Annotated in this window: 11 protein-coding genes and 1 pseudogene; 8 read left to right on the forward strand and 4 right to left on the reverse strand. The window is 38.9% G+C overall.

The features are described from left to right. Positions 1–106: 106 nt before the first annotated feature. Positions 107–1,444 (forward strand): family 43 glycosylhydrolase, encoded by a 1,338-nt coding sequence (locus LMH66_RS04005; protein WP_229368634.1) that lies wholly within the window; start codon positions 107–109, stop codon positions 1,442–1,444. An 80-nt stretch (positions 1,445–1,524) separates the two neighbouring features. On the opposite strand, the gene LMH66_RS04010 is transcribed toward LMH66_RS04005, so the two are convergent. The 4 genes and pseudogenes from LMH66_RS04010 to LMH66_RS04025 form a co-directional block, all read right to left on the reverse strand. Then, positions 1,525–2,433: a GntR family transcriptional regulator gene (locus LMH66_RS04010; protein ID WP_229368635.1), complete on the reverse strand. Its 909-nt coding sequence runs from the start codon at positions 2,431–2,433 to the stop codon at positions 1,525–1,527. 346 nt (positions 2,434–2,779) lie between these two features. Beyond that, a pseudogene (locus LMH66_RS04015) lies at positions 2,780–3,503 on the reverse strand (IS30 family transposase); the annotation flags it as partial. Positions 3,504–3,813: 310 nt separating this feature from the next. Then, a complete protein-coding gene (locus LMH66_RS04020) occupies positions 3,814–5,646 on the reverse strand; it encodes a sulfatase (RefSeq protein WP_229368636.1) in 1,833 nt (610 codons plus the stop codon). A 103-nt stretch (positions 5,647–5,749) separates the two neighbouring features. Then, the gene (locus LMH66_RS04025) at positions 5,750–7,906 is read right to left on the reverse strand and encodes a right-handed parallel beta-helix repeat-containing protein (protein WP_229368637.1); all 2,157 of its coding nucleotides are present in this window, start codon (positions 7,904–7,906) and stop codon (positions 5,750–5,752) included. Positions 7,907–8,377: 471 nt separating this feature from the next. On the opposite strand from LMH66_RS04025, the gene LMH66_RS04030 reads away from it, so the two are divergent. From LMH66_RS04030 to LMH66_RS04060, 7 genes are all read left to right on the forward strand, one after another. Next, positions 8,378–11,677, forward strand: a complete 3,300-nt coding sequence (locus LMH66_RS04030) for a DUF1592 domain-containing protein (protein WP_229368638.1) — start codon at positions 8,378–8,380, stop codon at positions 11,675–11,677. A gap of 2 nt (positions 11,678–11,679) precedes the next feature. Next, positions 11,680–13,068, forward strand: a complete 1,389-nt coding sequence (locus LMH66_RS04035) for a DUF1552 domain-containing protein (RefSeq protein WP_229368639.1) — start codon at positions 11,680–11,682, stop codon at positions 13,066–13,068. 79 nt (positions 13,069–13,147) lie between these two features. Then, on the forward strand, positions 13,148–14,035 hold the full coding sequence (locus LMH66_RS04040) for a hypothetical protein (protein WP_229368640.1): 888 nt from the start codon (positions 13,148–13,150) through the stop codon (positions 14,033–14,035). Between the two features lie 356 nt (positions 14,036–14,391). Then, positions 14,392–16,671 (forward strand): PDZ domain-containing protein, encoded by a 2,280-nt coding sequence (locus LMH66_RS04045; RefSeq protein ID WP_229368641.1) that lies wholly within the window; start codon positions 14,392–14,394, stop codon positions 16,669–16,671. Between the two features lie 66 nt (positions 16,672–16,737). Next, positions 16,738–18,129, forward strand: a complete 1,392-nt coding sequence (locus LMH66_RS04050) for a sulfatase-like hydrolase/transferase (RefSeq protein WP_229368642.1) — start codon at positions 16,738–16,740, stop codon at positions 18,127–18,129. Between the two features lie 629 nt (positions 18,130–18,758). Next, the gene (locus LMH66_RS04055; protein ID WP_229368643.1) at positions 18,759–21,755 is read left to right on the forward strand and encodes a TonB-dependent receptor; all 2,997 of its coding nucleotides are present in this window, start codon (positions 18,759–18,761) and stop codon (positions 21,753–21,755) included. Between the two features lie 490 nt (positions 21,756–22,245). Next, positions 22,246–22,617, forward strand: a complete 372-nt coding sequence (locus LMH66_RS04060) for a ThuA domain-containing protein (RefSeq protein ID WP_229368700.1) — start codon at positions 22,246–22,248, stop codon at positions 22,615–22,617. The last annotated feature ends 519 nt before the right edge of the window (positions 22,618–23,136 follow it).

Below are 23,136 nucleotides of genomic sequence, written 5' to 3' on the forward strand. Positions count from 1 at the left end.
GTAATTTCAGCAACTAAAAATATAAGAAGACGGATCAGAAGCGTACAGTTGATACCTGAACATTAAGCTTTTGAGCACGTCAAATAAGTAATAACAAAGGTATAAAATGAAAATATTTCAACAGTTAAAAAAGTCGAATAAGGGATTGAAACAAGCTTTTTATTTAAGCTTAATTTCAGGTTTATTAATAGCAGGAGCTAGCGTTAACGCAGTCGAAAACGGTAACCCTTTGGTTGATCATATCTATACAGCGGATCCTTCTGCCCATGTGTTCGAAGATCGTGTTTATATTTATGGTTCCCACGACCAAGACAATGCTAAAGGCTACAAGATGATAGATTATCATGTGCTTTCTTCAGCAGATCTTGTTAACTGGGAAGATCATGGTGTGGCACTAACTGTCGATGATGTACCATGGGCTGACAACAGAATGTGGGCACCAGATGCTATTTTTAAAGATGGTACCTATTATTTTTATTTCCCAGCCAGACAAGGCAAACAGTTTCATATTGGCGTAGCAACTAGTGACTCCCCTGCTGGGCCATTTATTCCTGAGCCTGACTTTATAAAAGGAACAGATGAAATTGATCCTGCAGTTTTTGTTGATGACGACGGTCAAGCTTATATTTATTGGGGAGGCAAATCCGCAAAAGTTGCCAAGCTGGATAAAAGCTTGAAGAAAATTGAAGGTGACGTTGTTAATGTAGAAGGTGCAGATTATTTTTATGAAGCAGCTTGGATGCATAAGTTAGATGATACTTATTATCTGAGTTATTCAAGTAAGTTTCATCCAGATACTAAAGATCATATTATTGTTTATGGCACTTCAGACAAGCCAATGGGGCCGTTTAAGTACCAAGGTAAAATGATAGGTGACGTTTCTGGTATCACTAACCATCATTCAACAGTTAAATTCAAAGGGCAGTGGTACGCTTTTTATCATAATTCTGATTTGTCAGGCGGTCATAATGCACGAAGAAGTATAGTTGCTGATTATTTACATTTTAATGATGACGGTTCAATCCGAGAAGTCGTGCAAACAAAACTAGGTGTTGGGCAATACGACGGTATGTTGTTAATCGAAGCTGAAAACTACAGCGAAACCAAAAATGTACAAAAGCGAGAGAGCAAAGATGGTAGTTTACATTTAGCATTTGATGTTAACGAAAAAGTTGTTTTTAACAACGTCGATTTTGGCGAGAAAACGGTTAATTCAATTAAGTTAAATGTTGCAAGCCTAACTGAAGGTGGAAAGGTGATGGTGCGCACTAAGAGTGGCACACTTTTAGGCGAAGTGAACATACCTAAAACGAAAAGTATCGATAAGTGGAAAACCGTTTCTGGAAAAATTACGGAGTTAACAGGGCTAAATAGTATTTCATTAACTTATGTTGGTTCAGAGAGCAGTATGCTTCGTTTGGATAGTTTGGTTTTTAGCAAATAAGCGATTTATAAAAACTATATAAAAAATGCCTCATTATTTTAATGGGCATTTTTGATTTCAGTCGTAATTTAATCTGAGTACTATACTTCTAGTCCATGAACACAGCCCATTAAGGTTTTCTTTGCAGATTCTAAATGCTGTTTCATCGCGAGCACGGCACTGGCATGATCATTAGATATTAGATTTTCAAGTATGGCAATATGTTCATTACAAGCGACGGTAAAACGCTCTAATTCACCGTTTTTATCCCATTGATAATGGTAATGACAGATGAACGAGACAATATCATAAAACTGGTTAATAAAGCGGTTAGGTTTTTTATCACGCAGTTTAAAATGAAAAGCTTTATCTAGATCTGGAAATTCCATATATCGATTTTCCATGTCAGCTCTTACTTCTTGGTGTGCGCGTAATAAGTCAGCAAGCTCAGACCAAATAACATCATCTTTCGGCGCTCTTAATAAGTCATTTAGGGCATTCATTTCTAGCATTTCCCTAAAATCAATTAACTCTTTAGCAAACGCTTCATCAAATTCCACCATTTGCCAGCGGCCGCGTGGGATCTTTTTAATTAAGCCATTATTAGAAAACTTTATTAGAAACTCCCTAACGCTAATGGTGGTGCAGCCAGAGTTTTTGGCTAGGCTTAATTCTGAAAACCTGTCACCAGGTAGTAGTTCACCATGGTGGATCAGGCTCATAAAGTATTTTTCTATTTGTTCATCTTTTGTAGAAGCTTTGTTTTCAATATCGAAAAAGTCAGTATCTTCAGGTTGGCGTAGGACAATTTTATGAGAGCCTTCACGTTTTACCAAGCCATTATTAATTAAATGCTCTATACAAGCTCTGACCGTAGTGCGGCTAATATTAAGTTGGCGGGTTAATTCCATGTCATTTGCCATGGTATATTGACCTTCAGGCAACTCCTCAATTTGAGTTAGCATACGGTTAATTGACTGTTTAAAAAGGTATGTTTTATTTGATGCCATTTTTTATCCAACATTTTTGTAATAGAGATCCATACTTTTGTGACATATTTTATATAAGTAGGACTTTATAGTTAATAGTCATATATAAGGGCGTTTAGCTCTATTTTAAAGTGCCTTTAGTTGAAAATTTAATTAGAGGCTTATACCTCTAGTGATTTTTTTTCTAAATTCCACCCAAGGAAGTTTCACAAGATTCCAAAGCAACAAGATATTTAAGATGAGATTGAAAGAAAGTTAATACTTGTGCTCGCCTCAACATTTTCTTTTTTACAATGCGCCCTTGCTCATTGCAGCAAGCAACATGAAAAAATCTTTTTGCGATATCTAACCCTATTGTAGCCCGAATTCAACTCTGAAGTGCGACACTCGGTGAATTAATGGCTAGTTGTACAAATAAAACAGCTGGCTGCTTAAACTTCAAACACTTAATTGGCCTGTAATTAATTCTGTTCATCGCAAACAAGATTGTCTCATCGCTTACTGTTCTTAAATCAGTGCCTTTTTTAACATATTGCCTCAACAGACCATTGGCATTTTCATTCGCGCCTCGTTCCCACAAATTGTATGGATGGGCTAAGTGCACATCTGTATCTAGTGCCTTTGCAATATCTTGATAGTCAGAAAATTCTCGACCATTATCAGCCGTTATTGTGTGAACAAACTGCTTTGTAGGGCATTAATAAATCAATTGTTGCTCTAGTGACATCTTCTGCTGATTTTGACAGTACTTTCTTGGCGAGGTAGAAACGTGTTTCTCGCTCTAAAATTGTTACTATTGCTCCAGTCCCATGCTTACCCAAAACAGTATAAAATTCCCAGTCACCAAAACGCTCACGGTTATCTACAACCTCAGGCCTTCCATCTATAGAAACTGCATTCTTAATGGCAGGTTCGCGTTCTTTTTTACCTTGTCGATACCTTTTATGGTCCTGACGTAAGTGACGGTATAGCTTGCCCACTTGCCTCTTATCGAGCGAAGTAAAACGATAAATTCATTAATGACTTACATTGGCACCGATATGGGTTAACACGTTCGATATTTGCTCCAGGCTCCAGTCATTGGTGAGCAAAACTTCAATACCACTTTAAGCAGTTGTCTTCCTTCTATCCATCAATTAAGCGTGTCGCAGTTATTATCTGAATTATGGAGTAATCTTCATTTGGTCTTCTTCTATTCTAATTATATGTAATAAATTCAATAATGGCACATATATGCTGTATTTGGAGGAGACCATCACATTAAGTAAGCACAAGGATGAGCAATGTTTTGTGTTTCAGAGCAGAGATGTATGTCTAGATTTACGTTAGACCGTGAAAGTATCATTAAGTAATTAAAAGGCCTTACGGTTGAGGCCACTTAATGAATAAGTTGTCAGTTTGTCACAAACTATCTTTCTTTTTCGCTTTAATAACATCACTTTGTATCATGAAGTTGTTGTTATCAATAAGAACAAAAACATATTCAATAACGTCAGCGGGAAGCTTAGCTGTTACCATCAACTTTGAACCCGGCTTAGTCTCAATACTGGCATTGTGTCTGACATATCTTTTATATTTTTTCCCTTTAACTAAAACATAGGCATTATTTAACGGTGTTTTGTTTGTGGCCAATTGAATACTCGCGATTTTCTGTTTAGCGTTGTAAGTGTATTTTTCAATAACAGGTAATACATTTTTATCCGCTTCGCTAAGATCTTTGTATTTTGGATTTCGGCTAGGGAATTCAGCATTATGCTCTGCTAAAAGTGTTTCAAGTTTATTTGAAAGAGAATTTACAATGTTCGCATATGCTTTTTCAGCAACCAGATCTTTTTGTTCACCAATATCATGCATTTGACCATTTTTATATAACTGGAATAAAGAGTAACTGTTATCTTTATAATTTTTATATAGTTTAAAATCACCTTCACGTATTGCAGATTGCATCTGAGCGTCTGAGTTATGCGGGAAATGCCACCATAGGAATTCTCGCTCGATACCTGATGCATTTTTAACGATATTGCTTTTACCATTAAGAACAGGGCTAATATCAAGGCCACTAAGTTTTGCTTGTTGCTTTGTGGTAAGTGTTGTACCAGTAAGACTCATAATCGTGGGGAAGTAATCTAACTGATTCACCATGCCATCAAACTGAGTACCTGCTTTAATTGTTGGTCCGCTGATGATCATAGGTACACGAACACCGCCTTCTTGAGCATATTTCTTGCCCATATCCAAAGGGGCATTATCAGTGATAATTTCCTTACGTCGATCTTCAGCACCACCATTATCCGAACTCATAAAAATATAAGTGGTTTCAATGAGTTTTTTGCCTGGATTACGCGGATCATCGGTAGTCTTAAGAACATCAAGTACCCGCCCTAAACTCCAGTCCACAGTGGTGACCATAGCACCGTAATAAGGGTTAGTTTGCCCTGGGGTGGTAATATCTGACTTATCTTTTGGAAAGTCGATGCCTAATTTATCTGTATAATATTCTAATAAATTGCGATTGCGTGTAACAATAGGGTAATGCACCATCCAATGCGCTAAATAAAGAAAGAAAGGTTGTTCATCATTAGTGCTATCACGTATAAAATTAAGTGCTTCTTCGGTAACTGGCTGATAAGGATATGGGATACCGTTTGGATGCTTTTCACTCATTGGTGGGTACAGCTCATTTCCTAAAGGAAATTTTTCTTTTGGATTGTAACTAGAAAAGTCTTTTGAGCGATCCTCGACTTTACTGTGTGCTCCACGCTTAGTGTAAGCCATATCAAAGCCTTTTTTAGTACCGTGAATATGCCATTTTCCTACTTGCGCAGTTCGGTAACCATTTTGCTGTAATGCTTCACTCAGGATTATTTCACCAACTCCAGTTGGTAAGCTATTGATAAAGAAAGGGGCAATCATTTTTTGGGCGTTGCTGGAGTTTGGAAGTCTATTTCCATTTACATGGGTAAAGCCCGTCTTTGCAGGGTGCTGACCTGTTAATAAACCCGCACGTGAGGGACCACATGTAGGCGCAGGAGAATACCCCTGAGTAAACAGCATGCCATCATTTGCTAATGCCTGCATATTTGGTGTTTGCCATGGGCTCGACTTGCCAACATTATAAATATTAGTATCCTGCCAACCTAAATCATCGACGTAAAAAATGATAATATTAGGCTTAAATTCAGCTTGCGCAATGCAGCTAAACAAGAAACTAACTAGTACAAAAAGTACTCTCATTAAAGTAACCTCTTATGTATTAAATTTGTATCGAGTAATATTTAAGCCGTTTCGGTTGGCCTTTCTCGTCTTGCCAAACTCGTTTTAAGGATCAGTATTAACTCTATTTATTGGTTTTGCGGCGCAAGCCTACTTTAGAAATATCGAACTCAGTGATGCCCATTTTCAATGCAGGAGAATCTTGTTTAAAGCGAAAATCTCCGTTAGCAGCATCGACAAATAAAGGATCGGCATTTAGGCTATTCTCATCAATTCCCTCTTTTTGAAGGTCGGCAAGAATCTCCCCACTTTTTGATAAATCTTGTTTGCAGAAGTAAATATTGTCATCAGAGTCGATATCTTTCATGCGTGCAGGTTGTCTTCCACGACGATCTTCACCAAACTTGTGTGCTGTACCTCCACCCGGTTGTGAAATGAACTGACAATCAGGGTTCGATGAATAAAAAATATTTCGCTTGTTGGTTGCGCCAATCATAGGGCCTTCAACAATTTTAAAATATACACCACGCGGCGCGATAACATCGGCAATGATGTTGTTTTCAAATCTATTGTTGAGCTTTAAAGTCATCCCCTGTGATTTGGTTTTATACATCAAGTTTTGTGAGATAAGCGTGTCCATTTGCCCACCGTCAGTGCGGATCGCACTCTGTGCATTGATGTCAGATTCTAAATGATGAATATAGTTGTGGCGGATCACATTGCCAGCACCTGCACCTCTAATGTATATGCCGTTACCATCACCTAAAATGTTCATTACGTGGTGTATCTCGTTATATTCAATCAAGTTATTTTTGGTGTGAAGGTAAGGTTTAACTTCGTCTAGTGTTGGATTTTTCTTGGGTTTTTCTGCAATTTCATGCCAACGAATGGTCCGCGAGGATTCACGTCTATCTTGGTCAATAAAAAAACGAGTCACTAACCCTGAAATAATAAGCCCAGAGTAATTAGTGTCATGAATTAAATTGTTAGCAACACGATTATCGCCACTTTGATTGACAAAAATTCCTGGCGAATGCCAATAGATTTTTCCGACATCGTGAATATGGTTGTTATAAACCAAGTTGTTTTTATTCACGTCTTTTGTACCTGGCCCATAGCCGCTCAATAAAATCCCGCTGCCACCTAAACCTTCGATGTGATTATTAGCAATGGTGTTGTTTATGCCATATAGGTCAATGCGAATTGCGCCACTGCCGCTGTGTAAAAAATGGCTGTTTTCGATAGTGCAATTTTCAGTACCACGAAAGCGTATTAATGCATTAGCTTTATCAAACATATTCCAGTCGTGCTGTAGGCCTTGATCACCTTTGGCTAAAGTAAAACGCTCTCCATGCTTGAATGTTAAGCCACTAAATTTTAAATGGCGAACCGGTGTGTCTGTTGGCCCTTGTTTATCAATAGCACCTTCTACACGAATGAATTCGATGAGCTGTGGGGCATATACGTCTGAGTTATTGCGTGGCCAAAGGTAAACTTTTCCTTCTTTGCTATTGAGCACCCATTCACCAGGTTGGTCAAGTTCCTCTAAAACATTTTCCAGCCAGACGCCTTTTTTGTTCATGCCGTATGTGGCCGGTATTGCGGTTTGTGCAATACCCGTTTTTGCATCAACAGCGGTTAGCGGTAAAACGTTCATTATCCAAGCGCGAGTCGGTCGCACTGAGATTTCAATATCTTCTACATTTGACCAGTTTTTTAGGCGGCCTGCAGGAAATACAACATGATTCTTTGAGCCTCCAGCTAAAGGTTTTATATGTTCCGATTGCGCTCTTGGTAACAGTCCTTGCTCATCATAAAGAGTGAAAAATTTATGCTTAACGTTTGCAACTAATACTTTACCTTGGGCTGTGTCAGGCAAGGACGGTAGTTTCTTTGTTAATTTTTTCCAACCTGTAATTTTTCTTCCTGAAGTAAATACGGGGGTTTCATCCTTGTACGCCGAATAGGTAATTGTTGAATCTTTTGCTCCAGAGTCTTCAAGACCGAATACAACCGTATCAGAGAGTACATAGTTACCGCCCCGAATCGCCACAAGTATGTCTGAAGATTGATGATTTTTTAGCGTTCGAACAGCATCTCGTGCTCGTGTCAGTGTCGCAAAGGGGCCATCAGTTCTATCACTATTTGCGGTAGGAAGGGTTCCTGACCAGGAGTCAGACCCTTGTGGTGATAGATAAAAATCCGCTGCTGGTGATGAATAGACGTTATGACAGAACAACGTCAATAGCAGACAAAAAATCATACAATAGGTAGCTTTCATGTGTTCTCCTCGAAGCGACAAAAATTCAAACAAACTTTTGTAGATTAATGGGTTTAAAAAATATTATTTTAAGTATCTTATTATATTTAAAGGCTTCTCTGTGTGGCCAGAATATCGTTGTATCTAACCTTAGCTTCTTATGGTTTTTTATGTTATTGATTTTTAAATAGTCGTTGGTTTTTTTGCAAGGTTCAATTTGGTAAATATACTCTTATGAGGTGATTATATGTAATATTTATTCTAATGTACGGTCTTTAATGTAAGTTTTGGTAAATTATCTTAAGGTTGTTTATATATAAAAACACCACTGGTAAGGTGATTGTAACCTTTAACGTTGCTTCTATGGAGGGGAAATTTAAGCCATTGATGGCTTAGCTGTTTGTCTTGCAGGCAAATTATCGCTTCGTAGCGCTTATTTAGGCGGTGTCGAAGGTCAATGAGTTTTGACTAACTTTCAATCAAAGTGCGGACATGATGAATAATAAATCGATAGCCTTTAAGTTTTATTTAGTGAGTGTAGCAAGTGTTTTCCTTAGCTTTATCATGTTAATGATAGCTACAGCCTTTTCACCATTAGACGGGATATCAGGCGACGGAGTGATGCGTTTTTTTGGTCGTTTTCATCCACTCGTATTGCACTTTCCAATTACTTTGCTTTTTTTAGCGCTGGGTATTGAGTTACTTAACCGTGTATTGAAATTCAAGTCTCGTTTGTCTGTGTTAAGCCTGCCGGTATTGATGTTGGCGGTGATTACAGCATGCCTCACTGCCACCCTTGGTGTGTTGCTCGCGAGCAATGAAGGACATATGGGGGGACTTGTTGAAAGCCATAGGTTTCTAGGAATATCAGTAGCCGTATTTGCTACAATTGCGTTAATCCTTCGTTGGGGGGCGGAAAAAGTTCAAACATACAATAAGTCATTGAGTTTAGCGTCATTGGGAGCCTTATTTGTGAGCTGTATTACCATGATTTTCGCTGCTCATTACGGTGGAAATATGGTACATGGTAAAAACTATTTGCCTGAATTTGCACCACAACCACTTAAAGCTTTTTTATCGACGTCTATTACGGAAGAACCTAACCAATCGCCTATAAAAGTGCGTTCAGCAAAAGAACAAAAATTACTTTCTTCATACCAAACTGAAATTTCCCCCATCATTGAACGTAACTGCGTGAGTTGTCATGGTGATAGTAAGCAAAAAGCGGGGATTCGTTTTGACCAATTAGATCCCGCAATGCACAAAGATAGTGAAGTCAATAAATGGTCGTCGGTGCGTGATGCTTTAAATTCTCATCAAATGCCACCTAAAGAAGAAGGTCGACAACCCACAGAATATGAACGTCAACAATTTGTTGATTGGATTGATGCGTCTTTTGAGTATGTGTCACTCCAACGTAAAGCTAATAGAGCTTCGTCAATGCGGCGTTTAACGGTTGTTGAGTATGAGAATACACTACAAGAATTATTTGGAACCCAGTTCAAATTTGCTCAAGATTTACCTGCTGCACCGCTCTCTAAACATGGTTACTCGCGAGATGCAGAACTGATCAGTGTTTCAGCGCTAGAGTTAGAATATTTTTTAAAAATTGCCCGTCAAGGCATTGAAAACTATGTATTGTTTGATGATGAGCCAATACCTGAAAGCGAACATTTTTTAATTGAATTTGAAGATGTAGTCTTTCAGCCGGGCGTTGATGGTGGGTTCTCTGTAGCACAGCCGCATAACAAACAGCAGTTTGAAGACAAATTAAAAGCGAAACAAAGTGAAATTTCAACATACGCTCCTAGAAGTTTATTCCCTTTACCAGAAGGCGCTTTGTTAGAAAATGATGAAGAAGGCTTGCTAAAGTTAGGTTACAAACAAAAGTTAAATGGTTTGTATGCTCGGTTAACAAGTCGACAAAATCATAAAAACGGTGAACTTGTTGCTCGAATTCGTGTTTCATCAAAAAAAGGTCTAGATGGCTCCGTACCTCGTTTGGAATTTCAAGCTGGCGATACCGTAGGCACTGAAATAGGCTCAATTTCAGGTGGTGAGTGCGATGTGACTGCACATTTTAGCGAACCACAAATTTGTAGCTTTCGTATTCCACTAGAAGAAATGCCCGTCAATTTTAATAAAAAATCGAATCGAGTGACGCTTTTTCTTTTTAATCAAGCCCGTGACCCTGCAGCGGTTTATGCCTTGGCTCCAGAAGGGTTAAATACCCATCCGAAAAGACCACGATTATTAAGGCGTCATCTTGTCGCCAGTGCTGCGGCCAACGAAGCTAAAGCATCGATGCGGGAGTTCGGTGTTAACGAGCTTTATTTAGAGTCAGCAGAAATTGAAATTATTCCATTTGGTACTGACCCCAATGCTAACGTGTGGCGGGTAGACAGTCATCAAGCGCAAGAAAGTGATAGCGCAGCTAAAGAAGTCGCGGCAGACACATTAAAAGCCTTCATGAAGAAAGCTTATCGCCGGCGTATTGCAACCAATGAACTTGATTCTATGCTTTCGCTTTATACGAAATTTCGACGCGATGGAGACAGCTTCAAAGATGCCCTTAAAGAAACGTTAAGTACGGTTTTGGTTTCTACACCTTTTCTATTTGTTGCGTCGCCAATTTCGCCAGAAAATGAAATAGAACTGAGCAAAGATGAACGCCACCAGCTGGCCGCCAGACTGTCGTATTTTTTATGGAGTAGCCCACCAGATGAACGTTTAATTGATTTGGCCGCCAACAACCAATTAAGTGATCCTGCAGTCATGGCTGAAGAAGTAAATCGTATGTTAGCTGATCAGCGTGCTCGACAGTTTAGTAGTCAGTTTGCGCGAGAATGGCTTCGTTTAGATAAGTTTGATCTCGTTGCGGTAAACCCGGAATTTTATCCCTTGTATGACGAAGCATTAGGTAGAGATATGATTGCCGAAACTCTGGCAACATTCCAGCAAGTATTTCATGGCAATAAAGATGCTCGAACGTTGATCAATTCAGATATCGTTTATATTAATCAGCGCCTAGCACGGCATTATGGCTTACCACCGGTGACTGGCGGTAAAATGAAAGCGACAAAAGTGGAAAGTCATCTTGCTCGTGGTGGGTTATTGCAGCAAGCGGCTATTCTAACCATGAACGCAGATGGAGCCGAATCTAATCCTATATATCGTGGAGTATGGTTACTTGAGCGGTTGTTAAATGATCCTCCACCTCCACCACCGCCGTCTGTTCCGCCATTAGATACATCGGCAGAAGATTTCGCAAAGTTAACACTTAAGCAAAAAATTGAACTACATCGTTCTCAAAGTGCCTGTGCGGCATGTCACGCTAACCTCGATCCTTGGGGGCTCCCGCTAGAAAGCTTTGATGCTATTGGTGCTTGGCGCAAACAAGCATTGGTCATTAATCCTAATACATCGGAACGAACCTTTTCTCCCATTGATAGTTCCACCGTGCTAGTTACCGGTGAAAAAATAGAAGGCTCTATCGAATTACTTTCCTATTTAGTTAGTGAGCGCGTAGATGAAATTTCTCGCTCGCTTAACTGGCACATGATGGCATATGCCCTTGGCCGAGAACCTAATTTGGGGGATACAGAAGCCTTGGAAATGATTAACAGCCAGTTTAAGGCTTCAGGTTATAAGTTGTCATCGCTTGTATTAGCGATTGTGCAAAGCGAGCCTTTTCAAGCAACACCAGAAAATCAGAAAACGTCATCAGCACCATTTAATCAAGCGATAAGTCAAGTTTCTGTAACGACTAAAAGCCAAAGCAATAGGGAATAAAGATGAAAAAAATCAACAATATTAGCCGTAGACAATTGTTAAAAGCTAGCCTAGCAGGTATTGCTATCCCATCTTTGGCTTCATTGCCTTGTTTTTCAAATAACGCCATTGCTTCAACGGCAAAAAACACCTTACCACTTGTCAAAGCAAGCTTAGAAAAACCAGCAAGGTTAGTGACTATATTCTTTCCAAATGGTGTTTCTTTGCCGCCAGAAAAAGATCCTAGTTTTAAAGATTGGCATTGGTTTCCACACCATCCTGGTAAAGATTACGTCCTAACGAATTCGTTACTGCCGCTACAAGCTCACCGCGAAAATATGTCAATTCTTTCAGGATTTTCACATCCCAAACTGCGTTCGATGGTACCACATTCTTGTAGTGCACAGTTTTTAACAGGTGCCGATCAATCCCACGGTTATGCTAATGCTATTAGTTATGATCAGGTGTTTGCAAACGCAATTGATGGCGCCACGCGGTATTCGTCATTGGCGCTATCTTCTTCAGGAGGTACGGGGAGCATAGGGCGTCCGTCTACTATTTCAATTAATCGCGATGGCGCACTGATGCCAACGCTTTCTGAGCCAAGAGAAATATATAACCGCTTATTTGGCATTGAATCGGGAGGGCTAGAACAGAAAATGCGGGCCATTGCTCGAGAGCGCACGATATTGGAGCGGGTCAGTTCACATCTGGCTTCTGAAAACTTACACGCTGGGGCAGCTGAGCAAGCGCATTTGAATGCATATCTTTCGGCAAGTCGCACGCTAGATAGGCAACTTGAACGAGCAAACGAATGGCTCAATGTGCCAAAGCCAGAAATCGATCCGTCTTTATTCGATTTTAATGCGACGCCGTCACGTGAAATGGGAACGAACTACCTTCAGACAATGTTTGACCTTATACATATGGCATTGCTTACTGATTCAACCCGTGTGGTAACTTATCAAACATCAATGGAAGGTGGCTCTGGTCGGGGTAATCAATTACCGTACGCCGCGGGCTTGTCTTTGCATCATCACAAGTTATCACACGCAGCCGCTCAAGACGAAGGAGGCTGGGAACGTTGGGCTAAGTTTGATCAATATCTGGCGCAGCGATTTTCTGAGTATTTAACAAAAATGGCAGAAACCCCCGACCCTTTAGCTGAAGGGAGTTTACTCGACAATACGATTGTGCTTTATGGTTGTGGTACGAGCAAAACCCATGTGGGTAAAAATTATCCGTTAATTGTCGCTGGCGGTAGCAACCTTGGGTTAAAGCATGGCGCATTTCATAAATATGACGAAGAGCGTCCTTTTAACGACCTATTACTCACGCTTTTACAAAAAGTTGGTGTTGAAATTGATAGTTTTGGCGATAGTGAAAATATTGTTGCCGACATCTTGGTTTAATGAGTGATATTCAATCTGGCATTTAGGTAGTGTTTCTTCTCTGCCCATTGTCTTTTTTTTGCATAAAGGAAATCTACCAATGTTTATGTTTAACCTGTCGTCGTTGAGTTTTTCGTCGCTCAATATTAACCGAGTTACTCATGATATTTGCAGTCGTAGTCAAGTAGGCATAATTGCCCTTGCCATGTTAATAAGTGGCTGTAATCCGTTAAATGCGGTTACGTCTGAAAAAGCGCAAAAAGCAAAAGTGCCATTATTCACAGGTTTTACTGTGGAGGCACAACTCGATGGTAGCCCTGTACCTACGCTTTTGGCTACGCGCGGTGAGCTAATTGTTGAAGATGACTGTAGTGAAGATCGCCGACGGGGATTAGGTTTTTGGAGTTTATCGCAAACTGAGCCAAATGTTTGTCGGGTATCCCATGATGTTGATCGAAAGCCTAAGCACGTTCCTATTGCATCGTATTCGCTTGATGAACATGAGAATATAATTGTTGAAGTGACGTTCCGTTGGGGAGAACCATTGGGCGGGCAATACAATGACCAATTACTGGGGATTTTTTCAGACCTGCGCCCCAATGAAATTAAAGGTCATAAAATCGAGTCGTGGATCAGTGGTACTGAGCGTTTTACATCTCCTGGTTTGGCTTTCACCAGTTCGATTGCGCCAGGCGTGAGATTGGATGAACACCCAAGCGACACCTTTCAGGCCAATACTTGGTACACGGCTGTTTTAGAAGTCGTTGGAAATGAAGCGTTATTGCGCTCATTGGATCAGGTGGCATATGTAGATCGTCCTCGAATTTCAGGAGCTAAGAACAAGATCACGCTGATATTTGGCACGACTTGGCACGAAATCAAACGTGTCCGTATCTGGCATGCTGAGGAAAATCCAGCGTGGAAAAATATGAAAGATAGGGCTTTAGCTAAACGACAACCCTATAGCCAAAATGCCTTCTCGTACTGATTAATTTTACCTCAAATGATGTCTCTAGTTAAATCATACCGTTACATAAATCCCTAGAGCAAGTTTACCGACGGTGAGTTATATTTTTTTGTCTTTTTATTAACCGATACTTACCTTTTTTTAATTAAGCAAATACACACGCCAACTCATTGTGGTCGCCTAGGAAGCCCTGTGATTATTTTATTGACATATAGGCTGTTGTGTATAACTGTATTTAAAATTACACTTAAAAACCATAAGTGAGATGCTTTATATATCACTTTACGTAGCGAAAAGGTAAGAGGGTTAAACCATTGCGAATCTCCAAATTAATTATAGTAGTCGTAAGTCTTTGGGCTTCTGTTGCTCATACAGTTATGAGTGACAATAGTGCAGTGACATTGCACGTAAAGAGTAATAGTACAAGGGGATTAGAACGAGCACTAGAAGATGCTAAAACGCTTTTAAAGCAAGGTAGAAATGTTCAAGTTCAATTGTCGGCAGGTACTTATTATCTTAATGAATCGATAAAGTTGACGAATGTTAGTGTCAATACGTTATCGATTATTGGTGCGAAAAATGGTCAATCTGTTATTAGCGGAGCAAAGCATATTTCACCGCAATGGCAAAAATATAATGACAGTCTTTATAAAGCAAAAATTGATATAGAACTAGTGGATCAACTATTTGCTTCTGGTGAACTTCAAGTGAGAGCTCGCTACCCAAATTATGATCCTACGGTTTCTATTTATAAAGGTTATGCTGCAGATGCTATTGCGCCAAACCGCACGCAACATTGGAAAAACCCAGAAGGCGGTTTTGTGCATGCGATGCACAAAGGCCGTTGGGGTGGTATGCATTATCAAATCACAGGTAAAGCCGCAGATGGCAACTGGAAGTTGGTCGGAGGTTTTCAAAATAACAGACCTTCACCATTACATAAAAAATATAAGTATGTGGAAAATGTCTTTGCAGAATTAGACGCAGAGAAAGAATGGTACTTCGATAAAAACAGCAAGACCTTATTCTTTCATCCAGAAAATGGCGATATTAGCTCAGCGAAAACCATCGAAGCACCGCAACTCAAACACTTAGTTGAAATTGTCGGTACTCAAGAAAAACCAGCGAGAAACATCTCAGTCAGTAATATTACCTTCAAACACAGTAAACATACCTTTATGGAGACCAAAGAGCAGTTGTTGCGAAGTGACTGGTCTATCTATCGTGGTGGTGCGATTTTTATCAATAATGCCAAAGATGTTGTTATCAAAAACAATACCTTAGTTGATTTAGGGGGTAATGCCATTGCGATTAACCGCTATGCTCGTAACATCAACATTATCAGTAACCATATTTCTCGTATTGGCGCTGGTGCGGTTAATTTTGTTGGCGACCCGTCAGCGGTTCGTTCTCCAAGTTTTACTTATAATGAGTTTGTCGATATGGACAAGCTAGATTTAGCGCATGGCCCTAAAAATGACTTATATCCATCTGACTCTGTTGTTCATGACAATTTGATCCACGATATTGGTTTAGTGGAAAAACAAGTCGCTGGTGTACAACTGTCAATGTCTAAATCGATTACGGTTAGCCATAATTCCATCTACCGAGTGCCTCGTGCGGGCATTAATGCCAGTGAAGGCACTTGGGGGGGGCATTTAATCGAGTTTAATGATGTCTTTGATACAGTAAAAGAAACCGGTGATCACGGTGCATTCAACTCTTGGGGACGAGATCGTTTTTGGCACCCGAAACGAAATGCCATGGACAAACTCGCTAAGCTGCAACCGGACCTCTATAAAAAAGACGCCATCGAAACTGTCGTTATTCGTAATAACCGATTTAGATGTGATCACGGTTGGGATATTGACTTAGATGACGGCTCTTCAAATTATGAAATATACAACAATGTGATGCTTAACGGTGGTTTGAAATTACGAGAAGGGTTTGAGCGAAACGCCTATAACAATATCCTGATCAATAACGCCCTGCATCCACATGTTTGGTTTGAGAACAGTAAAGATAAATTTACCAACAATATTGTCATGGTTGGTCACAAGCCGGTATCGAGTAATCACTGGGGCGAGCAAGTAAACTATAACTTGTTTTCAACCGAAGCCGCACTGAAAAAAGCGCACTCACTTGGTATAGATGAACACTCAGTGGTTGGCGATCCAATGTTTATTGATGCAGCATCCGGCGATTATCGAGTTAAAAAAGGTTCAAAAGCATTAGAGATTGGTTTTAAAAATTTCGACATGGACAAGTTTGGTGTTGTTAGCAAAAAGTTAAAAGCATTAGCAGAAACCCCTGAACTGCCGGTTCTTATTTTAGCGAGTGAAGAAGAAGGTCAATCCAAGGTTTTTGATTTACTTGGCGCGCAAATTAAGTCAGTAGAAAATTTAGGTGAGCAATCAGCGTTAGGTCTTCCTGAAATAGCAGGCGCTATGGTGTTGTCAGTGACAAAAGGCAGCATTATGGATAAAGGTGGCATTAAGCCAAATGACGTGATTTTAACGGCATTTGGTCAAGATGAAGTGGTAACGTCACAAGATGCAATGCGTAGTTATCAAGCAAATAGATGGCGTAAAAAAATGACAATGACAATTTCAAGAAATCAGTCGACACAAAAAGTTATTGTTCAGTTAAGAGACTAAACCAATATTGACTTGTTCTACTTAACAAATAATGAGTTAACGGAAAATAAATTACTGGAAATTAATATGAAGATATTAAATAAATTAGCCTTGTTGTCCTTGGTTATTCCTTGGTATAGCTTAGCAGTGAATGCCGTTGAGAATAGGAAAACCAATGAAACTAGACCTAATATTGTCGTGATCGTCGCTGATGATATGGGGTGGGGCGATTCTGCCACCTATGGTCATAAAGTGATTAAAACACCTAATCTTGATAAATTGGCGACACAAGGGGTTAAGTTTAATCAAGGTTATTCAGCGGCTGGTGTTTGTTCACCTTCTCGCTCGGCAATATTAACGGGTAGAACGCCATATCGAAATGGTGTTTGGCGACACCTTTCAGGGACTTCACCAACCCATCTTCGTGAAACAGAAATAACCTATCCTAAGTTACTAAAAAAAGCGGGTTATCAAACCGGCCATTTTGGTAAATGGCATTTGTTATCTAAAAATCAGTTCAACAATGAGCAATTTCCTCAACCAAGTGATCATGGTTACGACCATTGGTTTGCGAGCCAAAATAATGCCATCCCTAGTCATAAAAACCCTAATAACTTTGTTCGTAACGGTAAAGCTGTTGGTGAATTAAAAGGTTTTTCTGCGCCACTAGTTGCCGATGAAGCGATTGATTGGTTAAGTAATAAACGTGATCCGGCAAAACCATTTTTGATGTCTGTCTGGTTCCATGAGCCACATTCACCAATCGCAACTGACACCAACTTTGCGGATTTATACCCAAACGAATCGCCGCTAAATATGAAGTATTTTGGCAATATCAGTCAAATGGATTATGCGGTAGGGCAAATCTTAGAAACACTAGATGAACAAGGAGTTAGTGAAAATACCTTATTGGTTTTTACCTCAGATAACGGTCCTGTCATTCGTTTTGGTGGCAGTAGTGGCGGCTTAAGAGGTTACAAACGTGATGAGTTTGAGGGGGGCATTCGCGTACCGTTTTTAATCCGCTGGCCAAACCGTGTTGCCGCGGGCATTGAAAGTAATGTGCCTGTAGTTGGTACCGATATTTTTACAACGGTTTTGGAGCTTAACGGAATTACTCTGCCGAGTGACCGCACCATTGATGGGGTAAACTTACTGCCAGCAATTGAAGGAAAACAACTGGTTAGGCAGACCCCATTGTTTTGGCGAACACACGTATCTCCTGCTGAGAGTCGCGTAGCTATAAGAGAAGGTAATTGGAAAATTGTCGCTAACGATACATTAACTGAATTTCTTCTTTTTAATGTTGAGCAAGACGCTAAAGAACAAAACAACCTTGCTGATAAAAAGCCAGAAAAGCTAGCAGCGATGAAAAAACTATTGCTTGATACATGGCAAGATATTGCTAAAGAAGGGCCAAATCATTGGTGGGAAGCCGATAAAACCAGACTAATGAAAGGCGCAAAGCTAAGTTATTAAACGACATATAACCACATTTTATCGAAGTTGACATCTGCTTTTATGCCTGTTCTAGCAAAAACTTAAATTGTAGTAGGGTTAAATCACAGGCCCAATCAAAAAAGGTTTAAACATTAAGAACTATGCTGTGCTTTTTTTCAGCAGTTAAATGTTTGGCCAATGTTCAGAAAACTAAAATTCTCAATAACAAATAGCTGCGTTTAGCAAAGAAAAAGACGCTCTAGGTAAAGGTTATCATATGTTCAGTAGAACATGGCGAAATGGAATATTTGTTTACGAAAACGAATAATCCGTAGTTTCACCTTTTAATGTGTTAATGCATGGTAAATTAGCTGTTAAAGTACGCTGGAGGGGGGGTGTTTTTATATAAAAGCACACAGGTGTGTGCGTTGTTTTTATCGTAATTATTGACGTGTATCAAATAAAATATCGAATTTTTCAATTATTTTTATTAGCTGTAACACGCTAATTTGTATGATTTCATTGTTTATTTTTGTAAAGGTGAATAGGGAGTAAGTATTTTCTGTTGGTTTTCTGTTGGTTTTTTGTGGTTTTATTGTTGCGTCATGTCTTTTTATATGCAAAAGTATACATGCAATAGATTATAAACAACATGGGGGAATTAGCAGATGACTAAGAAAAATAACTATAATTATAGTCTTTTTACAAAAGGCAAATTATCGCTTGCTATCGCATCAGTATTACTTAGTAATTCAATAGCGTACGCACAAGAAAAAGTAGTAGATGAAAACCAAGAAGCAGAAGAAATCGAAGTCATTACAGTTACTGGCTTTAGAGGCAGTGCCACTAGGCAACTTAATAATAAACGCTTTTCAAAAAATGTAAGCGATTCAATTTTTGCTGAAGACATGGGTAAAATGCCAGACGCTAATATTGCTGAAGCTATGTCTCGAATCACAGGTATTGGTATTGACCGTATTGATGGTGAAGGATCTCAAATAACCATTCGCGGTGTTGAAGGTAGCTTGAATAACGTACAAATGAATGGCGTTAACATGGCAAGTACAAATAGTAATGCTGCTGACGAAGAAAATGCGGGTAGCATTGATTTTTCAATGATGTCTGCTGACATGTTACGATCAATTGAGGTTATTAAAAGTCCAAGTGCTAACCACGATGAAGGAAGTTTAGGCGCTACAGTTCGTTTAAATACTTGGAAACCATTAGATATTAAAGAGCCAAGAGCTGTGGTTAATGCTAAAGGTGTATATAACGATTTGTCTGAAGAGTGGTCACCAAACCTTGGGCTTTCTTTCGGAGAGAATTTTAGTGATAATTTCGGTTTAACAGCTTCAGTTAATTACTCTAAAAATACCGTTCGTCAAGACAGTTTCTCAAATTGGAACTGGAGGATACTTAATGCTTCTGCAAACCCTGTTGATGAAAATGGTGAGTCATTAACGCCAGTTGACCCAGAGGGAAGCCGTTATAGAGTGTATGACCCAATTAACTATGAAAAGAACTATAGTATTGTTGAGACAGAAAACATGAGCGCCTCGTCAACGATACAATATAAGTTTAATGATAATGCTAGTGTTTGGCTAGATTTTACTTATTCTCAAAGAGAAAAAGTAAAGACTCAGTATAACCAAACGATTAGTCACCTTTTTCAAGGTGTTACGGATAATGTTATAGACGTTGAATCAGGTTCTTCGTTAGTAGTAAGTGGCCCTCGCGCTAGAGCACGTAACGTGGCTTTTGAGCAACCTCTTGATACAGACAATACAACTATAGGTTTAAACTATCAACATATCTTATTTGATGGGTCTTGGACATTAGATGCTCTGATTGGTTATAGTGGCTCAAACAGTAATAAGCCAATTGAACGCTCTCGTCGTTTACAATTTAATACAGGTTCTGATGCTGCATATGTACAACCAGGTTCAATAGATTGGAGTAACGGTAATGGTGGTATTCTGCTTGCACCTGAATATACTATCGGTGATCAAGCAGATGGTTCTTTCCCATCTGAAAACATACCCACGTCTAGCTTACAATACCTTGCACAGAATACCTCAAACGAAAACTTTACCTACCAATTAGATTTACAAGGTAATGTAGATTTTGGCCCAATTGTTCGTGTTGCAACTGGTGTTAAGGTTGTATCTCAAGAAACAAATGGTCAAAAGTTTACTTTTGCTGCTGATCTTGGTACTACTGCCATTATTGATGGAGAAGAAGTCGCTTTAAGAGATATTACCTTAGCAGATTATGCATTAGACTTTCCAGCGAGTGATTATTTAACACGTGTAGTTGGTGGCTCTCAAAATGGTTGGGATATTCCTGACTATGAAACTGTATATAATACATTTGCTCCAGACCCTTTAACTTCTATAGATAGTGCCGGCCGAACTCTTCAAGAAGCTTTTGAAGAAGAAACTCCTAGTCGAACAACATTTGATTCTCAAGCTTTATATTTAATGGCTGATTATGAGTTATTTGATGGTAAGTTATTAGGTGATTTTGGTGTTCGATATGTTAAAACAGAAGCGCTTGCTAGAGGTCGTGCGGGTTATAACATGAAAGAATTTATTGAGATTGATGACGAAGGTAACCCTATTTACGATTTTGAAGGGGCTAACTTTACTGTAGGTGATACGGTTTATGGTGACATTGAATACGATAACTGGTTACCAAGCTTTAATGCACGTTTTATGTTGTCTGAGGAAATGCTTTTACGTGGTAGTGTTGCAAAAGTTATGGCAAGACCTAGACCTAACCGTTTAGTTCCTGGTTATTTAATTAACACGAGAAACCCTGGTGATGTCACAGCAAGTGGTGGTAACCCACAATTAGAACCTACTGAAGTTATTCAATATGATTTAGCTTGGGAATGGTATTTCCAAGAAACAGCAATGGTAGCTGTTAACTTATTCTATAAAGACTTTTTATCAATGGTTTATCAGAAAAGTGAAATCCGAGGTTTTTCTGATAGCGAGTGTGCATCAGCAGAACAAATTGAAGAAGGTTTAGCAGGTCAAGGTCAATACAGAGATTTACATTGTGCTTTAATGGCTGAAAATGTTGACACGTCAACTGATGTGAATGGTGATAGTGGTTCAATATACGGTACAGAATTAGCTTATCAGCAAGATTTTCTTTTCTTACCAGGTTGGGCTAAATATTTTGGTACAATTGTTAACTACACATACGCTGATAGTGAAGCAAGTTATGTTGATGCTGAGCAAGAAGAAGAAGCAGCGGCTAATTTAGCAGGCTTCCCAATGAGAAATACCTCTAAGCATACGCTTAACGCTACATTATATTGGGAAAATGAAGGTTTTTCAGCTCGTATAGCTGCTAACTATCGTTCTAAACGACTATCTAACCCGTCTCAACGTTCTGGTGCACTTTGGGTAGATGATCGTACCACGCTTGATTTTTCAGCACGTTATAAAGTGACGAAAGCGTTATCATTTGACTTTAGTGCGACTAACCTTACTGATAGTTACAATAGAACTTTCATTACACTAGTTGAAGGTGAGGAAGCAAGCGGCTTACTTAACGAAGGAAGTGCACTAGACGGAGATACTCCAGATTGGAGAACCTACGTAGCTGATCACAACGGTCGTAACTTTAGAATCGGTGTGTCATACAAATTCTAAGTTAGTCAATAATGGTTTAGTTGCAGGTGAAAAATTTATCAACGGCAACTATTCCTTCTTATTAAAATGCTTAGAACTTATAAGTAACAAAGCAGAGCCTCAGTGAGCTCTGCTTTTTTTTTTTGCAATAAGGACGCTGTTTGATGTTTACTTTGGTCGCAGCATAACGCGTGTTTGTAGATCTTTGCCTTAAAAATAGGCACCAAAGTTCAACATTCGTTAAACATGGATAAAAGTTTTTTTATGCATCCCCAAAAGTGTAACCTGTCTTATTCCTTCAATCTCGTCACATGTAGAACAATTTATAGCATTTGTTTTTACTAAAACAAATGGTTGGCACCATGAATCAATTAACGCTGGCGTAACGGCTTTAAAGAAAAAGGCAAAGCAACATTACTTTGAGCTGCAGTGGCATGCCAATGTCGATAAAATAACAGACTAACAACTGAAAAAATTTGACGTTACCATCTTTTTATCAACATCAGGCGATATTCTTAATGAATCACAGCAAGAAGCTGTAGAAAGGTTTATTCAATCAAGAAAAGGCTTCGTTGGTATTTATAGTACAGCTGACACAGAGCATAAATGGCCGTGGTACAAAAAGTTAGTTGGTAGAAGCTTTATTACTCACCCTAAAATTCAAACGGCTAGGCTAAACGTAGCACCAAAAGGCCGACAACTCCCTGGTTTGTCGAGAATGCCTGATAAGTTTTTATGGACAGATGAATGGTATCAATTTAGCGATGCTCATGTAGAGGAGCTGAATTATCTATTGTCGGTAGATGAAAGTTCTTATAACCCAAGCGTTAAGCATAAAACAACGCTATTTAATGGTATTGGTAAGTTCCATACCTATTGCTAGGTATCAACACTATAATGGCGGCCGTTCATTTTATACAGGTTTAAGGCATATGGATACGCATTAGCAAACACCTTTATTTTTAGAACATCTTTTTGGTGGTATTTATTGGGCTGCTACAGATAAAGGCTTGAAGAATAAATAGAGAAAAAATTGATAACTGAGCTTAATTTAAACGGACGTAAATCCTATACAATTTTATTAGGTTAAGAGATTTCTTTTCCAGCACTTTAATCGCATTGAATGCCAATGTTTATGTTTTAACGTCTTTTGTATTTATTTTTGTATTTTTAAAACGATAAATACTACTTTATATGTATTTCTATATTTAATGGTTTGATTGTTTTTTTTGTTGTTCGTGTTCATTTGTTTTCTTTTTTTCATTTTAAGTATTTTAATTTATTGTTTTATTTGTATATATTTTTATTTTTATTGCAGTATTTATCAGTGATTGACAAATACTAAATGTACTATTATAAATAATAAACCGCAAGAGTTTAACTATAAAAATAAAACATCAAC

Source organism: Shewanella sp. 10N.7 (assembly GCF_020806285.1).
Taxonomy (GTDB): domain Bacteria; phylum Pseudomonadota; class Gammaproteobacteria; order Enterobacterales; family Shewanellaceae; genus Shewanella; species Shewanella electrodiphila.

What these genes read in the sequence shown, in the direction of transcription:
- LMH66_RS04005 (WP_229368634.1), top strand. Translation starts at nt 107, where the DNA reads ATGAAAATATTTCAACAGTTAAAAAAGTCGAATAAGGGATTGAAACAA.
- LMH66_RS04010 (WP_229368635.1), bottom strand. Translation starts at nt 2,433, where the DNA reads ATGGCATCAAATAAAACATACCTTTTTAAACAGTCAATTAACCGTATG.
- LMH66_RS04020 (WP_229368636.1), bottom strand. Translation starts at nt 5,646, where the DNA reads ATGAGAGTACTTTTTGTACTAGTTAGTTTCTTGTTTAGCTGCATTGCG.
- LMH66_RS04025 (WP_229368637.1), bottom strand. Translation starts at nt 7,906, where the DNA reads ATGAAAGCTACCTATTGTATGATTTTTTGTCTGCTATTGACGTTGTTC.
- LMH66_RS04030 (WP_229368638.1), top strand. Translation starts at nt 8,378, where the DNA reads ATGATGAATAATAAATCGATAGCCTTTAAGTTTTATTTAGTGAGTGTA.
- LMH66_RS04035 (WP_229368639.1), top strand. Translation starts at nt 11,680, where the DNA reads ATGAAAAAAATCAACAATATTAGCCGTAGACAATTGTTAAAAGCTAGC.
- LMH66_RS04040 (WP_229368640.1), top strand. Translation starts at nt 13,148, where the DNA reads ATGTTTATGTTTAACCTGTCGTCGTTGAGTTTTTCGTCGCTCAATATT.
- LMH66_RS04045 (WP_229368641.1), top strand. Translation starts at nt 14,392, where the DNA reads ATGAGTGACAATAGTGCAGTGACATTGCACGTAAAGAGTAATAGTACA.
- LMH66_RS04050 (WP_229368642.1), top strand. Translation starts at nt 16,738, where the DNA reads ATGAAGATATTAAATAAATTAGCCTTGTTGTCCTTGGTTATTCCTTGG.
- LMH66_RS04055 (WP_229368643.1), top strand. Translation starts at nt 18,759, where the DNA reads ATGACTAAGAAAAATAACTATAATTATAGTCTTTTTACAAAAGGCAAA.